Raw genomic sequence first — 13,107 nt, 5'->3', positions numbered from 1 at the left:
TCCCAAATACCTTACATAGGCAAAATATATAGTTCTCCTAGGTTAAATTCAGAGTATCAATCACTATCATTTTAATTTAAAAAAATAGCTCCTATCTTGAAAAAGGATAAACAAAAAAATAATACCGAAATAAAACGTAATTTCTTAATCGTCTCCCGATGGGGTGAAACTCTCGATATTGCAGTGGCCATATTAAATGAGGGGCATGATGTAAAGATGTATATTGAAGATAAGCCATCCAGAGAAATAGGGTATGGTTTTGTAAAAAAGGCCAAGGATTGGAAAAGTCATGTAGATTGGGCAGATGTACTGATCTTTGACTATACCGGTTATGGGAAAACATGCTCGGAATTAAGGGCCCAAGGAAAATTGGTAATAGGAGGTACGGAATATTCCGATATGTTGGAGTTGGATCGTAATTTTGGGCAGGATGAATTGAAGAAGCTGGGAATTAAAATTCTACCTTCCAAAGAGTTTTTTAATTTTCAGGATGCCATCGACTATGTAAAAAGCAATCCAAACTCATATGTTATTAAACCATCTGGTGAAACCCAAGAATACAAGCAACTATTGTTCGTTGGTAGCGATGATGAGGGGCTAGATGTAATCCGGGTGCTAAAAGCTTACGAAAAATCATGGGGTAACGACTTTGGTAATTTCCAATTGCAGCGCAAAGTGAAAGGGGTAGAGGTATCGGTCTCTGCCTATTTTAACGGAAAGGAATTTATTTATCCGATAAATGTCACGTTTGAGCATAAAAAATTGTTCCCTAAGGAATTGGGAGTCTCTACTGGGGAAATGGGTTCTAGTATGTTCTGGACCAAAGACTCACCAATTTTTGATGCTACTTTAAAAAAGTTTGAAAAATCACTAGCTAAAGGGGGGTTCGTGGGGCAGTTGGATATCAACTGTATTGTAAATGGGAATGGTATATTTCCGTTAGAATTTACTTCTAGGTTTGGCTACCCTCAAATATTTATACAACGTGCTGGTATCACTGAACCTATTGGTAATATGTTCTATAAATTGGCGGTAGGCGAGAGCTTTAAAATCAATGTTAGAAAGGGGTTTCAGGTAGGTGCTTATATGGTAGTCCCTCCCTTTCCTTTTGAGGACAAAAAGTCTTTTGAACTGTTTTCCAAAGATTCTGTAATTGTATTTAAAAAGGAATTAAAAGAGGGCATACACCCTATGCACCTTAAAAAAATAAATGACGAATGGTTAATTACAGGAAATACTGGAATTGCATTGATGGTGACCGGTACTGGACTAACTATGAAGGATGCCCAACGGATGATGAAGAACAGGATAAATAACATTATAATCAATAATGTGTATTATCGTACTGATATTGGAGACCGGTGGTCCGATGATTTTGACCGATTGTGGTCCTGGGGTTTGTTGTAACAATCATTCTTGCGTTTAACATTGCAAATGGGATGTCGTACAATTGATTTCAAAAAGGAGTATTTTATTTTTTATGTCAGTAAATGATTGGCGCTATGGAATTCCTAGATATAACGGATAATTACTTAAAGTTTTTTGATATTCTTCCTGAGGATTGGCAAGAGGTAATTGGCCCTATATGGCTAGAATATAGTAAAACTGCTAGCATTTATGCCTTAATGGATGGCGGAGTAATTGTTGCAGGAGGAATCTTATTTAGGAGTTCCCCCCCAAATAGAACGAATTTTGAAATTGAGAAAGGAGCGCTGTACGTCTCCAAAGGCTATCATTATATCGGTTTTTTATTTGTTCACCCCGAACATAGAAATAAAGCTTTAGGTTCTCGTTGGTTGAAGATTTTAAAGACCGAATTCCCTAATCAAGGATTTTGGCTGACCATTGAAGAGGATGCATTGAAAACCTTTTACCTAAAGAACGAATTTGTATGTGTATCGGAAAGTACAGATACGGAAAATCCTGAATGGATGTTTGTATATGAACCAGTTAAGCCCATATCTAAAGACTTTATAAATTTATAAGTAAAAGAAAATACTCAAACAGGTTTTCTGGAAGTTAAGATGTACTTACTGATCACTATTCTCATGGTCTTCCAGATCTTTACGCAAGTCTAATTTTCTAAATGTGGGGGATATGGCACCGGTAAATAATACCGTCGTTAATGTCATGCAACCTCCAAATACCACCGAAGTAACAGTTCCCATAAGTTTGGCGGTAAGTCCGCTTTCAAAAGCACCCAGTTCGTTAGAAGAGCCAACAAACATGGAGTTTACAGAGGCCACCCGCCCGCGCATATGATCTGGAGTTCTTAATTGAAGGATGGTTTGCCGTATTACCATGGAAATACCATCTGTTGCCCCACTTAAAAACAAGGCCACTACTGAGACCCAGAACCAGGTGGATATACCAAAAATCATAATACAGATTCCAAATCCAAAAATCGCTCCCAATAGTTTCATTCCGGCGTTTTTATTTAAGGGGAAATGTGCGGAGGTAAACATAATTAAAAGGGCACCTACGGCCGGGGCTGCTCTTAAAATACCGAAACCTTCGGGCCCTACTTTTAATATATCCTGCGCATAGATGGGTAGTAGGGCTACGGCACCGCCAAAGAGAACCGCTATCATATCTAAGCTTAAAGCACCAAGAATAATCTTTGTCCCAAATACAAACTTCAGTCCTTCTTTAAGACTTTGGAGCACTGGTTCTCCAATTTTGGGATTTAAAATGGGCTTTTTCTTTATTTGCGTAAGCGTAATTATTGCCATTAAGGAGAAAAAAAAGATGAGGCACATAGACCAATGTACCCCAATCCAGTGAATACTGAATCCAGCTAAAGCAGGTCCCAATACAGCACCCATTTGCCATACCGAACTACTCCATGTAGCAGCATTGGGATACACTTTTTTTGGAACGATTAAAGCAAAGAGAGAGAAAATTGTGGGACCTAAAAAAGCCCTTACAATTCCTCCAAGAAAAACTAAGAAATAGATGGAATATAAAATTTCATTCTGTGACCAGTTGCCAACAATTATTGGCCATGTTAATAAAAAAAGTCCCAAGCTAATTACAGAAAATCCTAAGATACATTTTAATAGTAAACCTTTTTTTTCCTTTTGATCGACAATATGTCCTGCAAAAAGTGCCATAGATACCGCTGGGATGACTTCCATTAGTCCTATTATCCCCAAGGATAATGGGTTTTTGGTCAAAGAATAGACTTCCCACTCAATAACAATAAATTGCATGGACCAAGCAAAAACCATAGCAAACCGTACCAACAGGAAAATATTGAATTCCCTATATCTCAATGCAGCATAAGCATCGTTTTTGACCATTGGTTTCTAATATCTTATTTTTTATCTTTCACCTATTGCCCATTTCTAGTAGTCTAGATAAGTGTCATAGGATAGTATTTTAAAACATTTACAGAATTATAAAATCCTAAATCCTAAATATTATTACCAGAATATTTAATAGGTGGATTGTGAGTGTGTTATGGTTGAATTATAGAATAATAGCCTCACCTGTAACTCATTAAAAACCTATAAAATTATTATAATTATCCCTTCCGGTTATCATTCTAGCATAAATTGCCTTTCACATTGATCTAGAAATCGCATCCTAAAGACCAGGAGTTTAACCATTTATGCGTGTTCTCCTTACTATTGTTCATCTGAACCAGCTTTAGGATGCAAATTCTTCAATTTATATTATATTCTAATGTATATAAGATAAAGACGGTGTCTTCAGGGTTTATCCGTAAAAAAAACAATCAACTAATATGATCTACATAGTATACACCGTTATATTTTCTTTACATACTTAGTTAGAATAACGATTTGCTGTCCGTCTACTCTTCCTTCTATAAATTCAGCATTTTCACGGTCTAAGGAGACACGTCTTACCGCGGTCCCTCTTTTGGCTATCATGCTAGATCCTTTTACAGGTAGATCTTTTATAAGGACCACACTATCTCCTGCTTCAATTATTACGCCGTTACTATCTCGATGTATAATTTGGTTTTCAGCTGGGGCACCTTCCCCTGTGGCTTTTGCCCATTCCAATTCCTCTTCCTCTAAGTACATCATATCCAAGAGATCTTGTGGCCATCCTTCTGCCCTCAACCTACTCAACATCCTCCATGCAATAACTTTTACGGGACTGTGCTCACTCCACATACTATCATTTAAACATCTCCAGTGATTTGGTTCTGTTTTATCAGGATTTTCAATTTGTTCTTTACAAACGGAACAAACTAAAAGACTACCATCTAAGCCATTTTCTTTTGAAGGCTGAACTTCCAGTACTTCCAATTTTTCTGTACTGGTGCAGAGCTCACATTTATGATTACTCCTTTTTTCCAATTCTCGCTCAATATTCATTGCAATAAGTTTTAGCAGACAAAATTACACGAATTGTATTAATGGTTGCCATATATGCCTAAAAAATAGAGTCTTGAAGCTATTTTAAATATTACTATTCCAAGTTTAATGTTAGTATTTGATTGTCAACAGCTTATTCGTAATCCTTTCCTAGGCTACCAAATTTGGAGCGGTTAAACCCCTTTTTCTGGATTTGACTTAATAGCCCCAATGTTTATAAGTTCTGATTTTAAAGGAAGCTAAAATAGTTTTGGAACGGTATTTTTGTTCGCGGATTAAAATAATGGAAATGTTAAAAGTAGGAGATAAGCTATACAATGTTAGCCAAAATGGATTTAGTGATTTTATGAGGTATACGTTTTCTGAGGTGGTAAGATTAACCAAAACTTTGGCCATTTTGGAAAATGGGGAGAGATTAAGAAATATAAAAACCACCTCGGCTTTAAATAAGGAGGTCTGCTATGCCCAAGCCAATAATAGGTGGGTTTACTGGTATATAACAACTGATGAAATTTTGCAGAAGGCAGAGGAGGAGGAGGAGAAAATAGTAGCAAATGATTGGTTTTCCCAGCGATCCTTCAATTTGGAGGAAAAAAGAATGATTTATGGGTTGTTCAAGGAAAAGGGGTTGTTGCAAAAGTCTGAAACAGATAGCGATAGCATTAAGGAAATAATATGGGATCACTAGGGGCATTACTAATGATCCCATGTCTCTTTAAGATTGATAATTCTATATCGAAAGGGTATTTATCCTTAAGGTCAATTTTAAATTGAAGAATTATTTTATTTTTATGCAGTTGCATTTTATAAGCTACTCATAATTGAGAAGCAAATCCTTATTTTATAATTACGAGTTTTTTATATAATCACAAATTTCTTCTCCAATTCTCATAAGGGAATTGATTTCTTTATCAGTAAAATCGTAGGGGACAGGCTTTGCAATGCCCAAGGTGCCATATAATAAATGATCCTTTAATAGCGGTAGGGCTATGGATCCCTCTACTTTTGTTTCTTTCGCGGCAGGCCGAGCTACCCCGGAATCATCGGTTTGAAGATTGCACATTTCTACTGGTTCACGACGCTCGGCCGCAATACCTGCCATTCCTTTTCCAATTGGGATCTTTGAAAGTTTTGGTATTAAAAAGGGTGGAATGCCTTGCTCTACTTTAAGATGGAGTAAGGACGAGCTTTCATCCAGGAAATGTATGGTTCCGGTGGTACAACCGTAATCGGCAATAATAGTGGATAATACTTTCTGCCAATCAATAGGATCTGCTGATAGAAGAGGCGTAATAATAGTATTGGGTACAGCGCTTTGTTGTTTCATATTTCAGTAAAAAAAAGGTCAATATCCAAATTTACTAATTTCAATTTAATACCAACCATTAGACTACTACTTGTTGGTTCATAAACAGGAGTATTTGTTATAAAATACCTCTATTCCCATTATGTCATGGTAATTTATGAGGTATACTAGGTGGAAAATGTTGGATTGACTATTGGACTGTAAACTAATTAGGGTAAAATAGAGAGTTATTTATATGATGTTAAGTTATCATTAAAAGATTGAATTGTCTATTGGCTTGAATCTTAGCAAAGGATCCTAGAATCTTCTTTTCATCACTATATAGTCAATTCCAGCCTTGCTAAACTGGTTACTGGTTGGTAAAATTCCAAACCGCATATAGAATTCTTGTTTATTGGCTCTGGCATTACACCATAATTCAGTTAATTTCTTTTGTTCTGTAAGTAGAATAAGGTGAGACACAAGGAGGGATCCATACCCCTTGCGCTGTTCTTTCTCTAGGGTGGCCAATTTTCGGAACTGTGCTTTGCTATCTTCAATAAATAGGGATACTACTGATACTAGCGCTTCATCAACAAATAACCCAAAATGAATTCCTTCGGCATCATTGGGAAGCATAATAAAAGAGATAGGTTTATTGGGCCACATTACCTTATGCCTTAATTCATAAGTTTCCGCTACCGTTATTTGCTTTATAATTTTTTTCATTGCTGGTCAATAAACCATTAATTATTAAGTATTGTGACGTTGCGTAGGTGCCCATTATCCAAAAATGTGCCATAGGAACAGGAAAGCTAAATTTATTGATAGCCAGAGTACTATCGGAAATAATAAAGAAAAATACCCCTAAAAACACCAAAGCATAACTCTTTCTGCTAACCGTGCCCATTCGGTTTAAAGCAGTAATTGCCATAATCAATATTACAATGATATAGACGATTACTGGAATCATAAATTCCCCCAAGTTTTTTCTTACTACAAGAAATAAGCCAATGCCGCAGCTAACTAGTGCTGTTATCATAACCCAATATTCGTTGGTGAATTTTATTTTCCTTTGTCTTATAAAAACGATACTATAACTTATATGTGCTAATAAGAATGAAAGTAAGCCTAATAGAAAAATTGAAGGCGTACGCCCCTCAAAAAGCAAAAGAAAATCTCCAATTAATGAGAAAAATAAAGCTAGGATGGTAAATAGAAATATTTTTTTTTGAAGCCTCTTTCCTTTTAATACGAAGTAGATCATTAAGGAAATAACGATCAATGGTTTAGTTAGCAGTCTGTATTCTTGGAAATTCAGATTGCCGAACAGAAGATCAAGGGAAACGATACAAATATAACCGAGTAAGAATATATAAGATTTAAAATTCATACGGTATCTAGTTTGGTTTTATGGATTGGACTGGTAAGCCTTTCGTTTTTTAATTACAATAAAACATAATGTTAACTGTAATAAAACGGCAATAGCATTGGTAAGCCATAGGGCTATTGCATTGAACCTAATCCCGTAAAAACACCAAAATAGATATATTAGCACCCAGCCAAAAATAAAACCGTCAGAAAGACTACTTGGGCCTTTGAACCTATATTCTTTATAAACCTGAATTGCAATTACCAAACAAGCACTTAGGCCTGCTACGATCCCAATACTTTCAAAAACATCTTCAGGGATACTATTAATAATATTCATACTACAATGTATTAAGATATAAACCGAAAAATCTTGTACTTAAACATTTTAATCCGTTATATGGAAAAGGGTCTTCTATAAATATAATTGTCGCTCCCAGATGTCCATTGAATAAAACGGATTTAGTGGGAAATAGCTTAACCTTTGGATCAGACTCTTGGTAATTCTAATAATTATGAAATTGCTCTAGCAGTGAAAAACACTTATCTAAATTAGAACCGTTCCTTTCTCTAAAGATTGTTTTAAAATAGGGTTAACCTACATTACTGCAGAATAACCATATAAATATAAATATTTAAATGGTTATTCTTCCCTGTATTTAATCATAATGTCTTTAAAAAGCTCACTTGTAGAGGGTGGGGTATAGGATATGGCATTGGCACCTGCTTCTATGGCCATTAAAATATCATCTTCATTTCTTCCACCGGTTGCCAAAATAGCAATATCCTGATCTAAATCACGGATTTTCTTTATGATATCTGTGGTTTTTTTAGCGCCTGAAACATTAAAAATATCCACTCCCGAGGTTATTCTTCCCTTAATATCGTCCTTTTCGGAAACCACTGTTATGGTGATTGGAATATCTATTTTTTCTTTAAGTAATTTTATCAAATCATTGGGGGTAGGTTTATTAAGGACCACCCCAAGAGCGCCTTGAAATTCTGCATGTAAAGCTAGTTCCACACATCTAACACCCGTGGTTATCCCCCCTCCAACGCCACAGAAAATCGGTTTATCCGAAGCCAGTATTAAGGAATGTGTGATCAAAGGCTGAGGGGTAAAAGGGTATACAGCGATGATGGCATTTGCATTGGTATTCCTAATAATAGCAACATCAGTACTGAATAAGAACGACTTTAATAACTGTCCAAAGACGCGAATCCCGGAACAGGTATCAATAACTTCAGGTACGATTACAATATTGTTCCTAAGTCTACTACCAAAAGATGGAATTTTTTTCATGATGTTATATTAAAAAATTGAGGAAAGATAGTAATAGTTCACTTTTCAAAATGGTTTTAAGTGTTATAGACCCAATCACTAAGTGAGACTAGAATGCTCTGACGCTACTGCCCGTTCCGTTTAGGCGGGCTTTCATTTGTATTCGGTGATCTACCTCCGATGCATCATGCGCTTACCGTGATGTCATTGCCTATTTCTATAATTTTACTCCCCGTGTAGTAAATGAAATTCCCTGTTGCCCTGTTGTTGAAATCATCACTGCTTCAAAAATTGGCTCGTGCAGATCTGAATTTACCGCCCATTCGAAAACGAAATTTGCCCCCGTCCCACCAAATTTATCGTCTTGATCAATTACAATTTCTATAGTTTCGAGTGGTTTTAGAAAAATAGGTTGGTCAAAATAGGTGCGAATAAGATTTCCTCCAGTATCATAATAAGATGCCTTCATAATATAAATAGAATCAGAAACACTTACATTGCGCATGCTTGCAGTGGCTGTTAAGTGGTGGAGCGTTTTCTCTGTACCGTCATAGATAGAGGAATAAATGGAAAGATAAGAGCTACCCTTTATCAAAGTGTCATTTTTCGGTAGCGTGGTATATCTTTTGCTCCAGTTGTTTGAGTCTATATGGCTTATTTTCTCTTGGTTGTTACAACCTAAACTTAGTATAAGTGCAATTAGTAGCAGGCATAATCTTCTCCCCATAGTATTTGTTTTAAACTTTGTTAGTTCACGTATTTAAACATGGCTCAAGAAGTTAATTTTTAGGTCCTTTAATACTTAAAGGTTAGCCTATTCCACTTTTATCCATGTCATATGTTGGAAGATAGATTAAAGGTAAAGTTTTAATTAATATCCCGAAATGGATAATGCTTTTAACATTGACAACTATACTAACCTATTCAAACTATATTTCGTTTTTAGTGTTTTATTTTGCTTTACCCTAGTAGAAAAAACTAAATATAATCAATTAATCGCTACCCTACCAAAACGCTAGCTTTCCAAATGTTAATGGGATAGTTTAAAGCGGATGTTTGTTCTTATATGAATTGATTTTAAGCGGATTAATAGTTCGGTTTATAGGAGTTGTAAAAGTAGTAAGTTAATTGGACTACTGAGGAATATTATTATATGAGAAATAGCGTTATCTTAACGCTTCCTTGTAGACTTTTAAACAACGTTCACGGGCTTCCTTATGGTTCACCATTTTATCTGGATAAGTGGATTCATCAATGTTGGGAATCCATTTATTAATATATTTTCTCTCTTTGTCAAATTTATCCGCTTGCGTATTGGGATTGAAAATTCTAAAATAAGGTGCTGCATCTACTCCACTTCCTGCCGCCCATTGCCAATTTCCAATATTGGAACTCATTTCATAGTCCAACAACTTTTCTGCAAAATAGGCTTCTCCCCAACGCCAATCAATAAGGAGGTGCTTACAAAGAAAACTCGCTACTAGCATTCGCACACGATTGTGCATAAACCCTGTGGCGTTTAGTTCGCGCATTCCAGCATCTACCAATTCGTAACCTGTCTCACCCTTCTTCCATTTGTCAAATTCTTTTTCATTATTGCGCCATACAATCCGGTCGTAATTGGGCTTAAACGTATCCGTAACAGTATGGGGAAAGTGATAGAGTATTTGCATAAAGAATTCGCGCCATATTAATTCGCTCCAAAAAACATGGTTTTCCTCCGCAATTGCTTTTTTCATAACAGTCCGTATAGATATGGTTCCAAAGCGTAAGTGCGGTCCTAGTTTAGACGTTCCTTCCTCTATGTAAGGGTAATCTCTAGTTTCCTCATAGTTCTGAATGAGATGTGGGTCTAGCGTGTAATCTGGTACTTCAATATTTGAAGCGGTAAAACCCATATCAGAAAGCGATATATGGGACAGATTATGGTCTCGCACTAGATTTTTCAAATACTTCTCTGAGCTACTTTCTAATAAGTTCTCTTTGTCTTTAAACTGTGCCTGCCATTTGTTTTTATATGGCGTATATACCAAATATGGATTTCCATCAGATTTTACAATCTCGTTCTCCTCAAAAATCACTTGGTCCTTATAAGTATTGAAGGCTACATTTTGACTTTTCAAATAACTGCCTATTTCTTTATCCCTATGTATGGCATAAGGTTCATAATCTCGATTGGTTATAACCTGATGTACTTTAAATTCGTGTATCAGCTGCTTAAATATTTCTTTGGGTTTACCATGATAAATAGCCAGAGTCGAACTATACTCTTCTGTTAATTGGGTACGCATTTGCTGTACTCTATTATAAATAAAGGTTACTCGAGGATCATTAGTGGGCAAGGTATCCAGAATCTCCTCATCAAAAATAAAGAGGGGTAAAACTGGATGGGCGTCTTCTAAAGCAGCATATAGACCAATGTTATCTTCGAATCTTAAATCCCTTCTGAACCAGAATATGGTTATTTTTTCACTCATTTTAGTTGGTCTTTAAGGTTGATATCCCACCGTCCACTGCAATTACCTGTCCTGTTATCCATGAACTTTTATCACTTAATAGAAAAAGCGCAGTGTTCCCAATATCCTGTGGATTTCCAATTCTTTTGAGCGGGTGTCTGTTAGACATATTTTCTTGCTTTTTATCATTGTTCAATAGTTTTGAAGCTAGGGGAGTATCCACTATGGAGGGGGCAATTACATTGACTCGAATTTTGGGTGCGTATTCTGCGGCCAGAGATCTAGTAAAACCTTCAATAGCACCTTTGGAGGCAGCAATGCTCGTGTGAAAAGGCATTCCGCTGCCTGCGGCCACGCTACTAAAGAATACCATACTAGAATTATCAGCCATTCTCGAGATAATATCTTTTACCACTTTTACCAAATTGAAAAAATTGATTTCCATATCTGCTTTAAAAGTTTCCAAGCCAATTCTTTTGAATGGTTTCAACTCAATACTCCCTGGCATGTAAACAAATCCGTGTATTTGTTCGGGCAGAAGGTTAAGGTTGAGGTTGTCAGTAGCTGCATCAAATAGAATATGAGTGACATTTAATCTATTCAGTTCTCCTTTTGTTCTGGAGGCGACATAAATATGAAAATCTTTTTCGAGACTTTGCACTATGAATAAACCGATCCCGTAAGAACCACCTATAATTAAGATATTTTTTTTCATTTTATTTGATTTTAGGTGTTAAACGGTAATCGGCATCGAGATCTCATGAATTCAATAGTTTAAAATGATTTAAATTCTAAGAAGGGTATATGGTTCTTGCACTCCCCAAATAGGGAATTTAATTTTTCTCTTCTATAATCAAATATCTTTTGTAATGGCCTCTTTACTAATATTGGATGAGCCATTTGGCCGAGAAATCGTAATGGAAGCTTGTAATCTATGATGTCCTCCATTTCTACACCTCCAGGTACTTCGGTTAGGAAATGTTTATGATGCCATAGGGCATAAGGTCCAAAACGTTGCTCATCCACAAAATATTCACCCTCCTTTATATGGGTAATTTCGGTTACCCACTTAGTAGTATAACCTGGAAATGGTGAAACCGTATACTGAATAATTTGACCAGGAAACAGGGGTACTTCCCCTCCAGATAAGATATTAAATCCCATGGCTTTTGGAGTTATAACTTTAAGGTTTTTAGGGTCAATTAAAAATTCCCATGCTCTTTCTTTAGAAATGGGGAGGGTTTGTTTTGAGTGTAATTGGTATAACCTCATTAGATTTATTTGTGTAAAGATAAAACAATAATGTTTAACTAAATTAAAATAACATTCAACAAAACAAAATATTTAAAATACGGATAGGTTCTAGATAGATCTTAGACTTATGTGAATAAGAATTGAAAACATTATTATATAGAGAGGATTGTATTGTGAATTATGGTTTAAAAGCGTTAAATTCGCATAAATTCAATAAAAATTTTTACGATGAAAAAGAATACACTTTTAGCAGCGATATTTGCCATTACCATGGGGGTACAGGCACAAATTGAGACACCGCAGCCAAGCCCTTCTGCCACTCTAATACAAAAAGTAGGACTTACCGATGTTTCAGTGGAATATTCTAGACCTTCTATGCGAGGTAGAACCATTTTTGGGGATTTGGTGCCCTATGATAAATTATGGAGAACTGGAGCCAATGCAAGGACTAAAATAAGTTTTAGTAATAATGTAATGGTTGGGGGCAAAGAGCTTAAAGCTGGTTCTTATGCTATTTTAACGAAACCAGGTGTTTCTAATTGGGATGTTATCTTCTATACGGAGGCTGATGGCAGTGGGGCGCCTGCAACCTTGGATGAAAGTAAAGTTGCCGCTACAGTAAAGGCTCAAGTACATCCAATGGCTATGCCTATAGAGACTTTCACTTTTAGTTTTGATGATCTTACCAATAATTCGGCTACTTTAGGTCTATTATGGGAAAATACCTATGTAGGGGTAAAATTTGAAGTGCCTACCGATAAAGCTGTGATGAAAAATATTGAAAGGGTAATGAACGGTCCTGGAGCAGAAGATTACTATGCAGCAGCAGTATATTACTTAGATTCGGGCAATGACATCAATAAAGCCAAGGAATGGATGGAAAAGGCAATGGCTATGAACGAAAAGCCTGCATTTTGGCAACTAAGGCAACAATCCCTTATCTACGCTAAAGCTGGTGATAAGAAACAAGCGATTGCAGCTGCAAAGAAATCTTTAGCAGGAGCAGAAGCGGCAGGTAACGCCGATTATGTTAAAATGAATAAAGATTCCCTAAAGGAATGGGGGGCTAAATAAAGTCTGCCCATTATTAAACTTGTAAATGCCCGCTAC

Annotated in this window: 15 protein-coding genes; 4 read left to right on the top strand and 11 right to left on the bottom strand. The window is 36.2% G+C overall.

Going from position 1 to position 13,107, the window contains the following annotated elements; all coding sequences use genetic code 11:
- The first annotated feature begins 96 nt into the window (after positions 1 to 96).
- Together G466_RS0105165 and G466_RS0105160 are read left to right on the top strand one after the other, a co-directional pair.
- Positions 97 to 1,407: a phosphoribosylamine--glycine ligase gene (locus G466_RS0105165; RefSeq protein ID WP_051315531.1), complete on the top strand. Its 1,311-nt coding sequence runs from the start codon at positions 97 to 99 to the stop codon at positions 1,405 to 1,407.
- Between the two features lie 95 nt (positions 1,408 to 1,502).
- Positions 1,503 to 1,985, top strand: coding sequence for a GNAT family N-acetyltransferase (locus tag G466_RS0105160; protein ID WP_169720735.1), 483 nt, complete (start codon positions 1,503 to 1,505; stop codon positions 1,983 to 1,985).
- A 45-nt stretch (positions 1,986 to 2,030) separates the two neighbouring features.
- On the opposite strand, the gene G466_RS0105155 is transcribed toward G466_RS0105160, so the two are convergent.
- Together G466_RS0105155 and G466_RS0105150 are read right to left on the bottom strand one after the other, a co-directional pair.
- Complete coding sequence (locus tag G466_RS0105155) at positions 2,031 to 3,302, bottom strand: MFS transporter (protein WP_026812694.1); 1,272 nt, start codon at positions 3,300 to 3,302, stop codon at positions 2,031 to 2,033.
- 468 nt (positions 3,303 to 3,770) lie between these two features.
- The gene (locus tag G466_RS0105150; RefSeq protein WP_026812693.1) at positions 3,771 to 4,349 is read right to left on the bottom strand and encodes a PhnA domain-containing protein; all 579 of its coding nucleotides are present in this window, start codon (positions 4,347 to 4,349) and stop codon (positions 3,771 to 3,773) included.
- A gap of 289 nt (positions 4,350 to 4,638) precedes the next feature.
- Here G466_RS0105150 and G466_RS21485 point away from each other — a divergent pair, with 289 nt between their 5' ends.
- Positions 4,639 to 5,037 carry a pyruvate kinase gene (locus G466_RS21485; RefSeq protein WP_189356653.1) on the top strand — a complete coding sequence of 133 codons (399 nt, stop codon included), beginning with the start codon at positions 4,639 to 4,641 and terminating at the stop codon, positions 5,035 to 5,037.
- Between the two features lie 159 nt (positions 5,038 to 5,196).
- Here the strand turns inward: G466_RS21485 and G466_RS0105140 are convergent, their stop codons facing one another.
- From G466_RS0105140 to G466_RS21470, 9 genes are all read right to left on the bottom strand, one after another.
- Positions 5,197 to 5,676, bottom strand: a complete 480-nt coding sequence (locus G466_RS0105140) for a GAF domain-containing protein (RefSeq protein WP_051315530.1) — start codon at positions 5,674 to 5,676, stop codon at positions 5,197 to 5,199.
- A 276-nt stretch (positions 5,677 to 5,952) separates the two neighbouring features.
- On the bottom strand, positions 5,953 to 6,363 hold the full coding sequence (locus G466_RS0105135) for a GNAT family N-acetyltransferase (protein ID WP_026812691.1): 411 nt from the start codon (positions 6,361 to 6,363) through the stop codon (positions 5,953 to 5,955).
- A complete protein-coding gene (locus G466_RS21480; RefSeq protein ID WP_084418739.1) occupies positions 6,320 to 7,027 on the bottom strand; it encodes a lysoplasmalogenase in 708 nt (235 codons plus the stop codon). Before G466_RS21480 ends, G466_RS0105135 begins: the two co-directional genes overlap by 44 nt.
- Before the next feature lie 18 nt (positions 7,028 to 7,045).
- Positions 7,046 to 7,345 (bottom strand): hypothetical protein, encoded by a 300-nt coding sequence (locus G466_RS21475; RefSeq protein ID WP_034234705.1) that lies wholly within the window; start codon positions 7,343 to 7,345, stop codon positions 7,046 to 7,048.
- Between the two features lie 303 nt (positions 7,346 to 7,648).
- Complete coding sequence (locus G466_RS0105120) at positions 7,649 to 8,308, bottom strand: beta/alpha barrel domain-containing protein (RefSeq protein ID WP_026812690.1); 660 nt, start codon at positions 8,306 to 8,308, stop codon at positions 7,649 to 7,651.
- Positions 8,309 to 8,504: 196 nt separating this feature from the next.
- A complete protein-coding gene (locus G466_RS0105115) occupies positions 8,505 to 9,014 on the bottom strand; it encodes a DUF3124 domain-containing protein (protein WP_026812689.1) in 510 nt (169 codons plus the stop codon).
- A 439-nt stretch (positions 9,015 to 9,453) separates the two neighbouring features.
- On the bottom strand, positions 9,454 to 10,764 hold the full coding sequence (locus tag G466_RS0105110; protein WP_026812688.1) for a cryptochrome/photolyase family protein: 1,311 nt from the start codon (positions 10,762 to 10,764) through the stop codon (positions 9,454 to 9,456).
- A 1-nt stretch (position 10,765) separates the two neighbouring features.
- A complete protein-coding gene (locus tag G466_RS0105105; protein WP_026812687.1) occupies positions 10,766 to 11,458 on the bottom strand; it encodes an SDR family NAD(P)-dependent oxidoreductase in 693 nt (230 codons plus the stop codon).
- 59 nt (positions 11,459 to 11,517) lie between these two features.
- A complete protein-coding gene (locus G466_RS21470) occupies positions 11,518 to 12,015 on the bottom strand; it encodes an SRPBCC family protein (protein WP_034234703.1) in 498 nt (165 codons plus the stop codon).
- A 210-nt stretch (positions 12,016 to 12,225) separates the two neighbouring features.
- Here G466_RS21470 and G466_RS0105095 point away from each other — a divergent pair, with 210 nt between their 5' ends.
- Positions 12,226 to 13,071, top strand: a complete 846-nt coding sequence (locus G466_RS0105095; RefSeq protein ID WP_026812686.1) for a DUF2911 domain-containing protein — start codon at positions 12,226 to 12,228, stop codon at positions 13,069 to 13,071.
- The last annotated feature ends 36 nt before the right edge of the window (positions 13,072 to 13,107 follow it).

Source organism: Arenibacter certesii DSM 19833, assembly GCF_000429545.1.
In the GTDB taxonomy this organism is placed as follows: domain Bacteria; phylum Bacteroidota; class Bacteroidia; order Flavobacteriales; family Flavobacteriaceae; genus Arenibacter; species Arenibacter certesii.
The sequence above is the reverse complement of the archived record's forward strand: the minus strand, read 5'-3'. Positions and strand labels throughout refer to the sequence as shown.

Bases quoted from the DNA above. Each gene is read 5' to 3' on its own strand.
- G466_RS0105140 (WP_051315530.1), bottom strand. From the start codon at position 5,676: ATGAAACAACAAAGCGCTGTACCCAATACTATTATTACGCCTCTTCTA.
- G466_RS0105105 (WP_026812687.1), bottom strand. From the start codon at position 11,458: ATGAAAAAAAATATCTTAATTATAGGTGGTTCTTACGGGATCGGTTTA.
- G466_RS0105095 (WP_026812686.1), top strand. From the start codon at position 12,226: ATGAAAAAGAATACACTTTTAGCAGCGATATTTGCCATTACCATGGGG.
- G466_RS21485 (WP_189356653.1), top strand. From the start codon at position 4,639: ATGTTAAAAGTAGGAGATAAGCTATACAATGTTAGCCAAAATGGATTT.
- G466_RS0105120 (WP_026812690.1), bottom strand. From the start codon at position 8,308: ATGAAAAAAATTCCATCTTTTGGTAGTAGACTTAGGAACAATATTGTA.
- G466_RS0105110 (WP_026812688.1), bottom strand. From the start codon at position 10,764: ATGAGTGAAAAAATAACCATATTCTGGTTCAGAAGGGATTTAAGATTC.
- G466_RS0105150 (WP_026812693.1), bottom strand. From the start codon at position 4,349: ATGAATATTGAGCGAGAATTGGAAAAAAGGAGTAATCATAAATGTGAG.
- G466_RS0105160 (WP_169720735.1), top strand. From the start codon at position 1,503: ATGGAATTCCTAGATATAACGGATAATTACTTAAAGTTTTTTGATATT.
- G466_RS21480 (WP_084418739.1), bottom strand. From the start codon at position 7,027: ATGAATTTTAAATCTTATATATTCTTACTCGGTTATATTTGTATCGTT.
- G466_RS21475 (WP_034234705.1), bottom strand. From the start codon at position 7,345: ATGAATATTATTAATAGTATCCCTGAAGATGTTTTTGAAAGTATTGGG.
- G466_RS0105115 (WP_026812689.1), bottom strand. From the start codon at position 9,014: ATGGGGAGAAGATTATGCCTGCTACTAATTGCACTTATACTAAGTTTA.
- G466_RS21470 (WP_034234703.1), bottom strand. From the start codon at position 12,015: ATGAGGTTATACCAATTACACTCAAAACAAACCCTCCCCATTTCTAAA.
- G466_RS0105135 (WP_026812691.1), bottom strand. From the start codon at position 6,363: ATGAAAAAAATTATAAAGCAAATAACGGTAGCGGAAACTTATGAATTA.
- G466_RS0105155 (WP_026812694.1), bottom strand. From the start codon at position 3,302: ATGGTCAAAAACGATGCTTATGCTGCATTGAGATATAGGGAATTCAAT.